The sequence below is a fragment of the Thioalkalivibrio paradoxus ARh 1 genome, assembly GCF_000227685.2.
Classification (GTDB): domain Bacteria; phylum Pseudomonadota; class Gammaproteobacteria; order Ectothiorhodospirales; family Ectothiorhodospiraceae; genus Thioalkalivibrio; species Thioalkalivibrio paradoxus.
In genome coordinates this window covers 3,693,142-3,707,085 of the sequence record NZ_CP007029.1, presented here as the reverse complement: position 1 = coordinate 3,707,085, position 13,944 = coordinate 3,693,142, and the positions used below count along the sequence as shown (strand labels likewise).

12 protein-coding genes and 1 riboswitch are annotated in these 13,944 nt (G+C 67.0%); of the genes, 7 read left to right on the top strand and 5 right to left on the bottom strand.

The features are described 5' to 3' along the window. The first annotated feature begins 67 nt into the window (after nucleotides 1–67). Nucleotides 68–1,015 carry a PDC sensor domain-containing protein gene (locus tag THITH_RS16770; protein ID WP_006746635.1) on the top strand — a complete coding sequence of 316 codons (948 nt, stop codon included), beginning with the start codon at nucleotides 68–70 and terminating at the stop codon, nucleotides 1,013–1,015. A 96-nt stretch (nucleotides 1,016–1,111) separates the two neighbouring features. On the opposite strand, the gene thiC is transcribed toward THITH_RS16770, so the two are convergent. Both thiC and pyrE read right to left on the bottom strand, forming a co-directional pair. Beyond that, nucleotides 1,112–3,001, bottom strand: a complete 1,890-nt coding sequence (gene thiC / locus THITH_RS16765) for a phosphomethylpyrimidine synthase ThiC (RefSeq protein WP_006746636.1) — start codon at nucleotides 2,999–3,001, stop codon at nucleotides 1,112–1,114. Nucleotides 3,002–3,048: 47 nt separating this feature from the next. Continuing rightward, a riboswitch (TPP riboswitch) is annotated at nucleotides 3,049–3,145 on the bottom strand. A 253-nt stretch (nucleotides 3,146–3,398) separates the two neighbouring features. Beyond that, on the bottom strand, nucleotides 3,399–4,043 hold the full coding sequence (gene pyrE, locus THITH_RS16760; protein ID WP_006746637.1) for an orotate phosphoribosyltransferase: 645 nt from the start codon (nucleotides 4,041–4,043) through the stop codon (nucleotides 3,399–3,401). Between the two features lie 220 nt (nucleotides 4,044–4,263). Between pyrE and THITH_RS16755 the strand changes: the two genes are divergently transcribed. The 3 genes from THITH_RS16755 (at nucleotide 4,264) to THITH_RS16745 (ending at nucleotide 7,028) form a co-directional block, all read left to right on the top strand. Further along, nucleotides 4,264–5,076, top strand: a complete 813-nt coding sequence (locus tag THITH_RS16755) for an exodeoxyribonuclease III (protein WP_006746638.1) — start codon at nucleotides 4,264–4,266, stop codon at nucleotides 5,074–5,076. Between the two features lie 91 nt (nucleotides 5,077–5,167). Next, nucleotides 5,168–5,488, top strand: a complete 321-nt coding sequence (locus THITH_RS16750; protein WP_006746639.1) for a hypothetical protein — start codon at nucleotides 5,168–5,170, stop codon at nucleotides 5,486–5,488. 148 nt (nucleotides 5,489–5,636) lie between these two features. After that, nucleotides 5,637–7,028: an AmpG family muropeptide MFS transporter gene (locus THITH_RS16745; RefSeq protein ID WP_006746640.1), complete on the top strand. Its 1,392-nt coding sequence runs from the start codon at nucleotides 5,637–5,639 to the stop codon at nucleotides 7,026–7,028. A 7-nt stretch (nucleotides 7,029–7,035) separates the two neighbouring features. Here the strand turns inward: THITH_RS16745 and THITH_RS16740 are convergent, their stop codons facing one another. The 3 genes from THITH_RS16740 to THITH_RS16730 form a co-directional block, all read right to left on the bottom strand. Beyond that, the gene (locus THITH_RS16740) at nucleotides 7,036–7,713 is read right to left on the bottom strand and encodes a hypothetical protein (RefSeq protein WP_006746641.1); all 678 of its coding nucleotides are present in this window, start codon (nucleotides 7,711–7,713) and stop codon (nucleotides 7,036–7,038) included. 201 nt (nucleotides 7,714–7,914) lie between these two features. After that, the gene (locus THITH_RS16735) at nucleotides 7,915–9,516 is read right to left on the bottom strand and encodes a BCCT family transporter (RefSeq protein ID WP_408645515.1); all 1,602 of its coding nucleotides are present in this window, start codon (nucleotides 9,514–9,516) and stop codon (nucleotides 7,915–7,917) included. A gap of 155 nt (nucleotides 9,517–9,671) precedes the next feature. After that, a complete protein-coding gene (locus THITH_RS16730; RefSeq protein ID WP_006746643.1) occupies nucleotides 9,672–10,736 on the bottom strand; it encodes a porin in 1,065 nt (354 codons plus the stop codon). A gap of 530 nt (nucleotides 10,737–11,266) precedes the next feature. On the opposite strand from THITH_RS16730, the gene THITH_RS16725 reads away from it, so the two are divergent. Genes THITH_RS16725 through THITH_RS16715 form a run of 3 tightly spaced genes read left to right on the top strand, consistent with a single transcriptional unit; the run spans nucleotide 11,267 to nucleotide 13,820 of the window. Continuing rightward, entirely contained in the window at nucleotides 11,267–11,776 is a 510-nt protein-coding gene (locus THITH_RS16725) for a MarR family winged helix-turn-helix transcriptional regulator (protein ID WP_006746644.1), read from the top strand. Nucleotides 11,777–11,828: 52 nt separating this feature from the next. After that, the gene (locus THITH_RS16720) at nucleotides 11,829–13,070 is read left to right on the top strand and encodes a Zn-dependent hydrolase (RefSeq protein ID WP_006746645.1); all 1,242 of its coding nucleotides are present in this window, start codon (nucleotides 11,829–11,831) and stop codon (nucleotides 13,068–13,070) included. Between the two features lie 12 nt (nucleotides 13,071–13,082). After that, nucleotides 13,083–13,820: a cysteine hydrolase family protein gene (locus tag THITH_RS16715; RefSeq protein ID WP_006746646.1), complete on the top strand. Its 738-nt coding sequence runs from the start codon at nucleotides 13,083–13,085 to the stop codon at nucleotides 13,818–13,820. The last annotated feature ends 124 nt before the right edge of the window (nucleotides 13,821–13,944 follow it).

Here is a 13,944-nt window from a genome sequence, read left to right as displayed (position 1 = left end):
TACCTGCCGGATGCTCCCGGCACTCGCGGCGGTACCGCGCGCTGGAAACACGGCACAGGAACGGCGAATGGACAAGCTTCGAACGACGGTGGAGGAACAGCGGCGGCGAATGGAGGCGCATCTGCACGCGCCGCTGACGCGCATCGCGCAGCGCCTGACGGAGGCCTGGCCCAATCGCGAGGCGTTGGATCGGGTGCTGCTGGACGGGATCCGGGAGCTGCCCGAATGCACGTTCCTGTACGCGCTGAACACCGACGGGATCCAGATCAGCGACAATATTTCCCACGACGGGCTGCTGACCGAGCATTTCGGCCGCGACCGTTCCCAGCGTCCGTACATGAAGGAAGTCGTTCCCGCGGACGGGTTCCTGCTTTCGGAAGCGTTCATCAGCCTGCTCGGGCGCCGCCCCTGCATGACCGCGCTGCAGCTGATCCGCGACCCCGACGGCCAGGTGCTCGGTTTCATGGGCGCGGACTTCGACCTGCGCAACCTGCCGGACAGCAATATCCTGTACGAGGAGTCGACCGAGTGGCGCCAGATCAAGGGCGACCCGTCGATCCGCGGCACGGTGTTCCTGCAAAGCCGCGTCGAGAGCGCATTGGACCGCGACATCGATGCGGTGATCTCGGTGCTGGAGGAGCTGATCACCGAGCGCGGGGTGTTCCAGTGCGTGCTGCATTTCTCCAGCAGCCGGGCCACGGTCTGGACGCTGGACGATCCCTATCGCTACCGGATCCTGACGCAGGACGCGCTCGGCGACCCCGATACCTGCCTGGCGTTCCCGAAGCGGACCTACCCCGAAAACGGGCTGGTCCCCGCCGACGCGATCGGGCCGATCCTGGACACGCTGAAGGGCCTGCGCTTCGCGGACGAGACGGTCTATCTGCGATCCGCGTCGATCAATCTGTTCAACGGCATGATCAGCCTGACCTTCTCCTGCGACGGGTCGCACTACATGACCTGGAAGGAATTCCTCGACCGGTCGCTGGACTTCTGGCTGGGCAACACCCCCTGACGGCCTCCCGTTCCCGGGCGAAATGCTGGAGCCGGTTCGCGACCCGCCCGCGAGCCGAAAGGCGGCGCGGGCAATGCCGGGCAGGCACGCAGGCGGCTAGACCTCCCGGTAGAGCGCGCTGCCCTTCTCGACGAACTCGAGCGCCTTCTCCTGCATCCCCCGTTCCAGCGCTTCCTGTTCGCTCAGACCCTGCCGCGCCGCATAGTCGCGCACGTCCTGCGTGATCTTCATCGAGCAGAAGTTCGGCCCGCACATCGAGCAGAAATGCGCGACCTTGTGCGCCTCCTTCGGCATCGTCTGGTCGTGGTACTCGCGCGCGCGCTCCGGGTCCAGTGAAAGATTGAACTGGTCCTCCCAGCGGAACTCGAAGCGCGCCTTCGACAGCGCGTTGTCGCGTACCTGCACTCCCGGGAATCCCTTCGCGAGATCGGCCGCATGCGCGGCGATCCGGTAGCTGATGATGCCGTCGCGCACGTCCTCGCGGTTCGGCAGCCCGAGGTGTTCCTTCGGCGTTACGTAGCAGAGCATCGCGGTGCCGTACCAGCCGATGTTCGCGGCGCCGATCGCCGAGGTGATGTGGTCGTAGGCCGGCGCAACATCGGTGACCAGCGGGCCCAATGTGTAGAACGGCGCCTCGAGGCAGTCCGCCAGTTCCTTGTCGACGTTCTCCTTCACCTTGTGCAGCGGCACATGGCCCGGACCCTCGATCATCACCTGCACGTCGTGGTCCCAGGCGATCTTCGTCAATTCGCCGAGGGTCTCCAATTCGGCGAACTGCGCGCGGTCGTTCGCATCGGCGATGCAGCCCGGGCGCAGGCCGTCGCCGAGCGAGAACGACACGTCGTAGGCCTTCATGATCTCGCAGATCTCGGCGAAGTGCGTGTACAGGAAGTTCTCCTGGTGATGTGCCAGGCACCACTTGGCCATGATCGATCCGCCGCGCGACACGATGCCGGTGACGCGGTCGGCGGTCAGCGGCACGTACGCGAGCCGCACGCCGGCGTGGATCGTGAAATAGTCGACGCCCTGCTCGGCCTGCTCGATCAAGGTGTCGCGGAACAGCTCCCAGGTCAGCTCCTCGGCCTTGCCGTCGACCTTCTCCAGTGCCTGGTAGATCGGCACCGTGCCGATCGGCACCGGCGAATTGCGCAGGATCCACTCGCGGGTCTCGTGGATGTTTTTCCCGGTCGACAGGTCCATCAACGTGTCGCCGCCCCAGCGGCAGGACCAGACGAGCTTCTCGACCTCCTCCTCGATGCTCGAGGTCACCGCCGAGTTGCCGATGTTCGTGTTGACCTTCACCCGGAAGTTGCGCCCGATGATCATCGGCTCGAGTTCGGGGTGATTGATGTTCGCCGGGATGATCGCGCGGCCCGCGGCGACCTCGGCGCGCACGAACTCGGCGGTGATCTCGTCGGGGATGCGGGCACCGAAAGCCTCCCCGGCATGGCTGCGCAGCAACCGGGCGTAGCGCGGATCGGCACGCATCTCGGCGAGCCGGCAATTCTCGCGGATCGCGACGTACTCCATCTCGGGGGTCACGATCCCGCGGCGGGCGTAGTGCATCTGAGTGACGTTGCGGCCCGACAGCGCCCGCCGTGGCCCGCGGAGGTGCTCGAAGCGCAGGGCCGCCAGCGCCGGGTCCGCGGCGCGGCTGCGGCCGTAGTCGGAGGTTGGGCCGTCGAGCGGCTCGGTGTCGCCGCGCTCCTCGATCCAGGCTGTCCGCACCTCCGGGAGGCCGCGCAACAGGTCGATCTCGACCGACGGGTCAGTGTACGGACCGGAGGTGTCGTACAGGGTGATCGGCGGATTCTCCTCGATCTCTGCCGAAGTATGGGTAGGATGCTGTGCCACCTCGCGCATCGGGACGCGCAGACTTGGCTGGCTGCCCTGGGCAAAGACCTTGCGCGAGTTCGGGAACGGTCGGGCAACGTCTTCGGAGAGCCGTGCGGTGCGGCGGATGAAGTCTTCGGGGATGGCGCTCATCTGTGTTTCCTCGGAGCTGGATCGGTGGAGGAAACGGGGCCAGCAGAGGCAGGCGCCGCAAGCTTCCCTCCGCCGGTACGAGCCGGATCAGGTTCAAGGGGACTCTCTCAGCCGGCGACGGGACCGGCACCCCCAGCTTGTAGTGGTAGCGACTGCAAGCTATCGAAGCGCTGGCGCTATTGCAACAATCCCGTAGCGTGCGCCGAACCCCTGCGCGGGCCCGGGGAGGCTCCGGCAGCTACCCACGCGCCGAGGCGGGGAGGATCCTGCCTGCGAGTGACGCCCGATCCAGGAGACCGAGAGACCGAATGGGACTCACTTTCATGGCCTATGTGGCCACCCCCGATGATGAAAGAGGCGTAGGGCGGAAAAGGCCGAAAGGCCGTCATCCCCCCGATCACCCGCCCGCGATCCCGTACCGATCCCGGTAGGCGCGTAACGCCGCGAGCTGCGACGGATCCCGGTCTTCGGATTCCAGCATCGCGATCAAGTCGGTGAGCCGCGCCACGCGGATCACCTGCAGGTTGAGGTCCTGTTCGACCTCCTGGATCGCAGAGCGGTCGCCCTGCCCGCGCTCCTCGCGATCCAGCGCGATCGCGACCGCGACCGGCTGCGCGCCTGCCGCACGGATGGTCGCGACCGATTCCCGGATCGCGGTGCCCGCGGTGATCACGTCATCGACGATCAGCACCCGGCCGGCCAGCGGGGCGCCGACGATGGATCCGCCCTCGCCGTGATCCTTCGCCTCCTTGCGGTTGAACGCCCAGGGCAGGTCGCGGCCGTGTTCGGAATGCAGCGCCATCGCGGTGGCCGCTGCGAGCGGGATGCCCTTGTACGCCGGGCCGAATACCAGGTCGAACTCGAGACCGGAGGCGATGATCGCCTCGGCGTAGTGACGTCCCAGACGGACCAGGTCCGAGCCGCGATCGAACAGGCCGGCGTTGAAGAAATAAGGGCTCACCCGGCCCGATTTCAATCTGAATTCTCCGAAACGCAGTACGTTGCGCTCCAGGCAGTAGGCAAGGAAATCCTGCGCGGACATCGGGGGCACTCCGGCAAAAGTCGTCATTCTGGCACGCGGCGGCGCCGGGGGCACGCAGGGGCTCGCGGCAGTCCGTGCGATGGCCCCCGGCGTGGGCCCCGCGACGCCGTCGGGCAGGGCGCGGCCGCCCCGGGCCGGGCCTGCGCTGCGGCAACGTGCAGACGGCATCTCCGGTCCGAGGTCTTCCCCGTGGGCGCCGCCCCGGGTATCTTGCGCGCCCATGCGTGTACTCAGCCTCAATGCCAACGGGATCCGTGCCGCGGCGCGCAAGGGCTTCTTCGACTGGCTGCCCCAATCCGGGGCCGACATCGTCTGCATCCAGGAGACCAAGGCGCAGATCGAGCAGCTCGCCGACCCGGTGTTCCACCCCGACGGCTATCACAGTGCCTATGTCGATGCCGAGAAGCGGGGGTACAGCGGCGTGGCGATCTACAGCCGGATGCAGCCCGACGCGGTGATCACCCATCTCGGCTTCGAAGAGGCCGACCTGGAGGGGCGCTACGTCGAAATGCGCTTCGGAAACCTCTCGGTGGCGTCGCTGTACCTGCCGTCGGGTTCGTCTGGAGACCATCGCCAGGAATCGAAATGGCGCTTCCTGGACTTCTTCCTGCCGTGGCTCGCCGAGCGCGCAGCTGACGGGCGCGAGTGGCTGATCTGCGGCGACTGGAACATCGCCCACCGCGAGATCGACCTGAAGAACTGGAAGGCGAACCAGAAGAATTCCGGCTTCCTGCCCGAGGAGCGTGCGTTTCTGGACCGGGTGTTCGGGGAGCTGGGGCTGGTCGACGTGTTCCGCAGCCTGGATCCGCGGCCGGAGCAGTACACCTGGTGGTCCAACCGGGGGCAGGCCTGGGCCAAGAACGTCGGCTGGCGGATCGACTACCAGATCGCGACCCCAGGGCTGGCCGCGACTGCGCGCGACCCGGTGATCTACAAGGACCAGCGGTTCTCCGATCACGCGCCGTTCTGGATCGACTATGGCTACTCGCCGGCGAGCGGCCGGGCCGAGTCCGAGCTTGCCGCGAGCGGATGACGTCAGCGATACTCTGCCGGTGGTCAATGGATGCATGTGCTTCGACCGCGCACTTGGCACCGATTTCGACCCAGATAGGGGGAGCTTGATGATGACGAAGCGGATGTGGGCCGTGGCCAGTGCGCTGGTCCTGGCGACGGCAGTCACCGGTTCCGTGCAGGCGGGAAGCAATCCGACGACGCAGGCGCTTCATCTGGCATCCGGGCCGGGTGTGCAGGGGAGCCCGGGCGACGTCTGGCGCCAGCCGCCGCCCGCCGGCGGTCCGGACAAGGTCTGGGGCCAGATGCGTCCGGCTCAGGGAGCCGCCGGCCCCCAGCGGTTCCCCGGCGAGCTCTTCCAGGGGCCGCCCCCCGGTCCCGATCCGCGCGCAACCCGGCAGTTCCCCGGCGAGCTGTTCCACGGACCGCGGTAACGCCGCGCGTCTCCTGAATCGGAATCCGGCCGGTCTCGCGGCTGACCGGACCCGTCGTCGCGGGGTTGGCGTCACTGCATGCGCCCGGGGTGCGGGTGCACCGGCCCGGCCGCCGACTCCGATGCGCGTATCCTGCTGAATCTTTGCGATGACTGAGACGACCGAGCCCACCAGCGCCCCCGGCCGGCGCGGCTGGGGTGCGGCGTTCGCCGTGTACGGCCACCCGCGGGTGATCGGGATGCTGTTCCTCGGCTTCTCGGCGGGCTTGCCGCTGCTGCTGGTCGGTGGCACGTTCACCGCCTGGCTGCGCGATCTCGGGGTCGAACTGGCCGCGATCGGTTTCCTGAGCTGGGTTGGCATGGCCCACAGCATCAAGGTGTTCTGGGCTCCGGTCGTGGACCGCATGGCGCTGCCGCTGTTGACCCGGTGGTTCGGCCGGCGCCGCGCCTGGATGCTGTTCGCGCAGGGGGTGATCGCGCTGGCGCTGGCCGGGATCGCGTTCACCGATCCGCGCGAACATCTGTGGCTGGTCGCGGTCTGGGCGATCCTGGCCGCGTTCGGTTCCGCGACCCAGGACATCGCGATCGACGCCTATCGAATCGAGGCGGTCAGCCGCGACCGCCAGGGCGCGATGGCCGCGACCTACGTGTTCGGCTATCGGGTGGCGCTGCTCGCGGCAGGTGCCGGCGCGCTGCACCTCGCGGCTGCGGGCGACTGGAGCCTGGCCTACGGCACGATGGCGGCGCTGATGGCCGTGGGCATCGTGACCACGCTGATCATCCGCGAACCCGAGGTCGAGGTCGACCGCCAGACCCGGCGCCTCGAGCAGCGCGTGGTCGACTACCTGGACCGAACCGCGCACCGTGGCTGGCGCCGAGACCTGACCGCCTGGTTCCTCGGCGCGGTCGTCGGGCCGTTCGCGGATTTCTGGCAGCGCTTCGGGCTGGTGGCGATCGTGATTTTGCTGTTCATCGCGACCTTCCGCATCAGCGACATCTTCATGGGCGTGATGGCCAACCCGTTCTATCTCGATCTCGGTTTCAGCAAGACCGAGATCGCGAATGTCGCGGCGGCCTTCGGGCTGGCGATGACGCTGACCGGGGCCGCGGTCGGCGGGCTGCTGGTGATGCGGTTCGGAATCCTGCGCATGCTGATCGCGACCGCGATCCTGGCGCCGTTGACCAATCTGACCTTCTCCTGGCTGGCGACGCTGGGTCCGCAGACCTACGGCCTGGTGCTCGCGATCATGGCCGACAACATCAGCGGCGGGCTCGCGATCTCGGTGTTCATCGCCTACCTGTCGAGCCTGACCAACACTGCCTACACGGCCACGCAGTACGCGCTGTTCAGTTCGATCATGACGCTGCCGGGACAATTCCTCGGCGGGTTTACCGGGCTGCTGGCAGAACACATCGGCTGGTTCTGGTTCTTCATCTCGTCGGCGGTGATCGGCTTGCCGGCGATCCTGCTCGCAGTATTGCTGGGGCGCCTCGCCCACCCCGACCGGATCCGCCGGCCCGGCCGCGACTCCCCGGTTTGAGTGCGCGTCAGCGGGTCGCGTCCCACAGCGGGCAGTCGAGCAGCCGGGCGATCTGTTCTGCCTCGGCGCGCAGGCCCGCGAGACTGCCACCGTGCCGCAGCACCGGCAACCGCTCGGCATCCTTCAGCACGAGGTTCAGTTCATAGACCCGGCGGCGGTTCTTCCCGGTGCTCCAGGTACGGAGCAATTGCAGTGCATGGACATCGTTCAGTTCCGCGAAGTGCTTGATCCGGCGCCGGTCGGCGACTCGCCCCGGTGCCTTGCGGCCTTTCCAGAACAGGCCGCGGCGCAGGTCGAACACGATCGGCGCCGACGAGAAGTACAGGCCGCCGAACCCGACCGCCGCGAATACCAGCCCGAACGCGGTGACGCCCAGCATGTCCGGGTTCCATTCGAAGCCTTCCGCCTGAAGGCCATTGCCGTAGAAGACTGCGAGCAGCCCCAGCCCGATCGCCGCGAAGATCATCCAGAAGAGCTTGGCCCCCAGGGTGGTGCGGAACTCCAGCCTGCCCTGCTCGACCTCGCGCAGCCGGTGGGTGCGGAAGTTCGCACTGTTGCCGCCGATCGGGGTCCAGTCGGTCTGTTCCGCCACCGGGTCGCCGTAGCGGGAGGGATCCGGCGGCGCGTCTCCCTGCAGCACCCGCTCTGCTGCCGCTTGCAGTCTCGCTCCCAGCCCTTTCGCCACTTCTCGCTTCTCCCCATTCGCTGGCCGGCCCACTGCCGGGACCCCGGGGCGAAGGGTAGCTGGCGCTGCGTCGACCGGCAAGGCCCGACCGAAACCGGGGCCGGGGTTTCGCCGCCCGAATGCGGCCTCAGTCGGCCCGACCGCCGCCGCAGACGACCTGCAGGGCGGTCCGAGCCCCTTCGGGCCCGCTCCAGTGTCGGTTCAGGCCGCCTTGTCGGGCGCGAACTTCAACAGGATCCGCTCATGGTGCAGTCCGATCGCCAGGCTGACGCACATCAGCAGCAGAACCACCACGAACGGCAGACCGGTGCTGACCGCTCCGGCCTGCAGCGCCTGTAGCGCGGCGACGCCGCCCACCGCCAGCAGCACGCCGGCCACCAGACCTTCGATGGTCGCCCAGAAGATCCGCTGCGACTGCGGTGAGTCGGTCTTGCCCCCGGAGGTGATGCTGTCGATCACCAGCGAGCCGGAGTCGGACGAGGTGATGAAGAAGATCAGCACCAGCACGACCGCGAGGAACGAGGTGATCGCGGCGAACGGCAGGTTGTCGAGCATCTGGAACAGCGCCAGCGACGAATCGCTGATTCCCCCGGCCAGCGCGCCGATTCCGGCCCAGGCCTGATCGATCCCGCTGCCCCCGAATGCGCTCATCCAGATGATGGTGACCACCGTCGGGACCAGCAGTACCGCGGTCACGAACTGGCGTACCGTGCGGCCGCGGGAGATCCGGGCAATGAACATCCCGACGAACGGCGACCAGGAGATCCACCAGGCCCAGAAGAAGATGGTCCAGCCGTGATAGAACGTATCGTCCTCGCGGCCCACGGGATTGCTGAGCGGCAGCATGTACTGCGCATAGGCGGAAACGGTCGTGCCGACGTTCGCCAGGAACGCGACGAACGCCCCGGCGATCATCACGAAGATCAGCAGCAGCAGAGCCATGCCGAGGTTGAAGTTGCTCAGCACTTTCACGCCGCCGTCGATCCCCCGGATTACCGAGATCAGTGCGATCACCGTGACCACCACGATGATTGCGATCTGGGTGTTCAGTCCGCCGTCGATGCCGAACAGGAACTCGAGTCCTCCCGCCGCCTGCTGGGCGCCGAGTCCCAGCGAGGTCGCCAGCCCGAACATCGTCGCCAGTACCGCAAGCGTGTCGATCACGTGACCGAGCGGCCCCCAGACGCGGTCGCCCAGCAGCGGGTAAAACGTCGAGCGGATCGTCAGCGGCAGGCCCTTGTTGTACGCGAAAAACGCCAGGGACAGTCCGACGACCGCATAGATCGCCCAGGGATGCAGGCCCCAGTGGTACATCGTCGCGCCGAGGGCCGCCGCTTTCGCCTCCTCGGTGCCCCCCTCGATGTTCAGCGGCGTGCCATACCATTCGGTGAAATACGCAACGGGTTCTGCAACGCTCCAGAACATCAGCCCGATGCCCATGCCGGCGGCGAACAGCATCGCGAACCATGACAGCACCGAGTAGTCCGGGGTGGCGTCGACGCCGCCGATGCGGATGCTGCCCACCGGGAGCAGGATCAGCGCCAGGCAGAACAGCACGAACAGATTGCCGGCCGACAGGAACAGCCAGTCGAAGGTTTCGCCGATCCAGACGCGGGTCGCGCCGAGGGCGTCATTGGCCTGTTCGGGGAAGACCAGCGATCCCACCACGAACAGCAGGATCAGCAGCGAGCTGACCACGAACACCGGATTGTGCAGGTCCAGGCCCAGCGGGTTGATGTTCTGCTGACCGATCTCGTAGTCGGTCTCGTAGCGCTGCGCGATCTCCTCAACCTTGGTTTCGATCGCTTCGTCTTTCTCGTCGTTCACCGGGAATCCTCCCTTGTTTGGGTTCCACGGGGCGCCGGAAGTCACCGCGCGCTGTGGCTGCGCACGCCCCGGCGTCGGCTAGCGGCCCCGGCGAGCGGGGCCTGAGCACCGGGTACCGGGGCGCCGGCGTTTCAGAAGTTGTAGCGAAGTCCTGCCGCGAGCACCTGTCCACCGTTCGCGCCGGCCGGAAAATCGCCGAGGCCGCCGCGCTTGGTGGTGATCGCCGCGGTGCTTTCCTCGTAGTAATACTCGGCGAACAGCGTCAGGTCGTCGTTGACACGATGGTCGACGCCCAGATGGACGACGGTATCACCGTAGTTCTCGACGTCGGCAAGCATGATCTTGAAGGTGTTCTGGTCGAGCGTGTAGCTGGCGAAGACGTTGAAGGCTTCGTTGCCGTCGCGATTGAAGGCCCCGGGGCTGTCGTTGTCGGAATCGAAGCGCTCGTACTTGGCTGCCAGGTAAATGTCCCCCAGCTGATGCGACGCGGACAGGCCCCAGATCCGGTCCCGATCGCCGACCGGGCTGCCCCGGTCGTCGACCCCGGCCGACACGGTGGTGTCTCCAAACGCGTACGTTGCGGTCAGCTGCGTGCGGCTGTCGTCGATGCGCGAGGTCGACTTCACGTTTCCGCGCTTGTCCGAATACGAGGCCGCAAACGACAAGCCGTGGAAATCCGGGCTGTAATACGCCACGGTGTCGCGTACCCGAAAGACCGCATAGGTCGCGAACCCGCTGTAATACGTGCTGAACATGTCGACCGGGTACGAGATCGCGTTGTAGTACGGCATCCACTGCTGGCCGAATTGCAGGGTGCCGAAGTCGCCGCGCACGCCGATCAGTGCGACCCGCACGTTTTCCTCGTCGTCGCGTCCGAAGCCGCCCTGATCGTACGGGTCCTGGACCTTCAGATTGGCGGTATCGATCGGCAGCTCCAGTTGCCCGAAGAACTCTACCGCCGGGTTGGGCGCCCAGTCTGCGGCGACCCCCAACCGTGAATAGGCGTCGCGCAGCGCGGTGTAGGAGCCCAGACCGCCGGCCGCCTCGTCCCGGTTGTCGGGGCGCACGTGCTCGCCGTGGATTCGCAGCGAGCCGTAGAAATGGATGTTCAGACCGCCCGCACCGTCGTCGGCAGCGGCCAGGCCCGGGGGAAACAGCGAAGCGGCGGCCAGCGCCGCGAGGATCTTCTTGTTCATTCGGTTCTCCCTTCTCTTGCGGTTCCGGGCACCGTCTTGGTTTGCGCAGACGGCGCGTCCAACACGCGTACGCGCGTCGCGCGCGATCCGCGGGCATTGCGTTTCCCGGCACCAGGGGCATCGCGCGTGCCTTGCGACAGGCTCCCGGCCGGGCCTGGAGGCGGAGCATCCAACCGATGCACCAGCGGTCCGTGGCCAAGGGCACGGTCGCGGGGTTGCACGGCAAATAGTTTTGCACAAAAATGACAGCTCGTCTCCTGGTTCATCAATCGATAATCGTTGGGTGCCCGCTCTGGAACGGCGCGGATCCTGGCGCCGCCCCGAACTCCCGGCAGCAACATCGGTCGTCAGGTGCAGAAGACTCTTCCCGGCGAAGGCCCGGGACAGCCGCCATTCCAGCATTCAGGAAACCGAGCCCCTGCCATGTACCTTTGGATCCCCGGCACAGCCATCGCCGCTGCTGGTCATCGATACCATGGGAGTCCTGCCTGTCGCAGGCCCACGGCGGCCGACTCGGAGCCGCGACTCTGATGTCCGCGCCTGATGGTGCATCCCCGTCGCCCGACGGCGACCGGACCGAAACCGTGCATTCGGTCATCCGCCAGCTTCGGGTGATCATCCGTGCACTGCAGGGCCATTCGCGCAGCGTGCAGCGTTCCTGTGGCATCAGTGCGGCGCAGCTGTGGGCGTTGTGGGAGGTACGAGGCAGCCCCGGACTGAATGTCGGCGACCTGTCGCGGCGTCTTTCGGTGCACCCGTCGACCACATCGAACCTGTTGGACAAGCTGGAGCAGGCGGGGCTGATCGAGCGCATGCGGCGCCAGCGGGATCAGCGTATCGTGCGGGTGTTCGTGACCCCGGCCGGAGACGCGCTGCTCGAGCGAGCGCCCGCTGCGCCCCAGGGCGAGCTGAACCGGGCGCTGCATGCGCTCGACCCGGCAGAGCTGGCGGCACTCAATGTGTCGCTGCACGCGCTGGTGGGGCATATGGCGTCCGCTGAGCCGATGGCCGGCCTGCAACCCTTTGATGGCGGTGGATGACCTGCGGCCCGCGGTACGCTACCGACTCCGAAATCCGTAAACGGGAATCACGATGTCCGAAACACGAGTGAACATGGAGCGCCTGCGCCAGGACGTGATGGACCTCGCGCAGGTCGGTCGCGACACGGAATTCGGTCTCAATCGCCGTGCGTTCACCGAGTGCGATCGGCAGGGGCGGGACTGGTTCCGGCAACGCCTCGCGGTGGCCGGCATCGAGATCCACCAGGACGGTGCCGCAAACCTTCATGGACGCCTGGATTTCGATGGCAAGCGTCCGGCGGTAGTGATGGGATCCCATCTCGATACCGTGCCTGGCGGTGGGCCGCTGGACGGCGCCCTCGGGGTATTGGTCGGGCTCGAGGTTCTGCGTACCGTGAAGGAACGCGCCATTGCGCTGCGTTTCCCGCTGGAGGTCATCGACTTCAGCGACGAGGAGGGGCGCTTCGGGGGGCTGTTCGGATCCCAGGCGATGGCCGGGCAGCTGACGCCGGAACGGATCCACGGCGCCCGGGATCTCGAGGGGATCACGCTGGTGGATGCGATGGCCAGCTGGGGCCTGGACGCGAACGACGCGCTGGACGCCCGCCGCGACCCGAACAGCATCCATGCGTTCCTCGAACTGCATATCGAGCAGGGGCCGGTGCTCGACCGGCGGCGGATCGGCATCGGCGTGGTCGAAGCGATCACCGGGCTGTTCAAGTGGGAGGTGCGGCTGAAGGGTCAGGCCAACCATGCCGGTACCACGCCCATGGACATGCGCATCGACGCGTTCCAGGGGCTGGCCGAGTTCGGCGGCGAGATCAACCGCATCCTGGAGGAGCACGGCGGCCCGAACAGCCGCGCTACCATCGGTCGGGTGGAATTGAAGCCGGGTGCCGCGAACACGATTCCCGGTCTCGCGACCTTCTCGCTGGAGGTTCGCGACACCGACGACCGGGTGCTGAAGGCGCTGTCGGATGCCTGCCGGCGCACGCTGTCCAGTATTGCGCGGCGCCGCGACCTGATGTTCGAGTTCGATGTGCTGTCCGAGATTCCGCCGGCGAAATGCGATCCGGGCCTGGTCGAACTGATCGCCCGTGAGGCCGAGGCGATGGGGCAGGCCTACCTGCGCATGCCCAGCGGCGCGGCGCACGATACCCAGAGCATGAGTTCGGTGGCGCGCACTGGCATGATCTTCGTGCCCAGCATCGAGGGCCGCAGCCATTCCGCGGGCGAGTGGACGAACTGGGAAGACATCGAGGCGGGCGCAAACCTGATGCTGAGCAGCGTGCTGGCGCTCGCGGCCCGCGACTGACGGGAGGATCCGATGACCGACAAGATCACCAGCATCACCGATTTCGACGCGCTCGATCCGCTGCGCGACCAGTACCGCGGCAGCCTGATCTCGACCCGCCTGCTGCGCGAGGAGCTTGCGCGCCACCATGTCGCGCTGTTGTGTATCGACCTGCAGTACCTCGATGCGGCGCGCGGGCACGGCGTGTTCGCCGATGTCGCCGCCTCGGGGGTGCCGCTGGCAGCCCAGGAATACTACTTCCACCAGCTCGAGACCGAGGTGCTGCCGAACGTACGCAAGCTCCAGGACGCGTTCCGGGCACGGCAGCTCGAGGTGATCCATACCCGGATCCAGTCGCTGACGCGTGACGGCCGGGACCGCAGCCCCGGCCACAAGCGGCTGAACCTGCATGCCTCGCCCGGCTCGAAGGAGGCCGAGTTCGTCGAGTCGGTAGCGCCGGTGGGCGACGAGATCGTGCTGAACAAGACCGCCAGCGGCGTCTTCAATTCGACCAACCTGCACTACCTGCTGCGCAATCTCGACATCAGCTCGCTGTTCATGGTAGGGGTCTATACCAACGAGTGTGTCTCGACCGCGGTACGCGACGCTTGCGACCTCGGGTTCTACGTGACGCTGATCGAGGACGGCTGTACCACCGTGACGCCGGAACTGCAGGAGGCGACCATCACCACCATCCGGGACCGGTACGCGCGGGTGATGACCACCGCCGAGGCAGTCGCAGAAATCACCCGTGCGCGGCAGGCCTCGTGAACAGCGCCGACGCGTGCACGATGCCGGCCGGTCCGGCCACTCGAGCGGACCCGGCGGCCCGATTCCGGCCCAAATGCCGCGGGTACCCCGACCGCTTCCCTCCAGACAGCACGAGAGGTTCCGC

Excerpts from the sequence above, each read along its gene's own strand:
- THITH_RS16770 (WP_006746635.1), top strand. The coding sequence starts at position 68 with ATGGACAAGCTTCGAACGACGGTGGAGGAACAGCGGCGGCGAATGGAG.
- thiC (WP_006746636.1), bottom strand. The coding sequence starts at position 3,001 with ATGAGCGCCATCCCCGAAGACTTCATCCGCCGCACCGCACGGCTCTCC.
- pyrE (WP_006746637.1), bottom strand. The coding sequence starts at position 4,043 with ATGTCCGCGCAGGATTTCCTTGCCTACTGCCTGGAGCGCAACGTACTG.
- THITH_RS16755 (WP_006746638.1), top strand. The coding sequence starts at position 4,264 with ATGCGTGTACTCAGCCTCAATGCCAACGGGATCCGTGCCGCGGCGCGC.
- THITH_RS16750 (WP_006746639.1), top strand. The coding sequence starts at position 5,168 with ATGACGAAGCGGATGTGGGCCGTGGCCAGTGCGCTGGTCCTGGCGACG.
- THITH_RS16745 (WP_006746640.1), top strand. The coding sequence starts at position 5,637 with ATGACTGAGACGACCGAGCCCACCAGCGCCCCCGGCCGGCGCGGCTGG.
- THITH_RS16730 (WP_006746643.1), bottom strand. The coding sequence starts at position 10,736 with ATGAACAAGAAGATCCTCGCGGCGCTGGCCGCCGCTTCGCTGTTTCCC.
- THITH_RS16725 (WP_006746644.1), top strand. The coding sequence starts at position 11,267 with ATGTCCGCGCCTGATGGTGCATCCCCGTCGCCCGACGGCGACCGGACC.
- THITH_RS16720 (WP_006746645.1), top strand. The coding sequence starts at position 11,829 with ATGTCCGAAACACGAGTGAACATGGAGCGCCTGCGCCAGGACGTGATG.
- THITH_RS16715 (WP_006746646.1), top strand. The coding sequence starts at position 13,083 with ATGACCGACAAGATCACCAGCATCACCGATTTCGACGCGCTCGATCCG.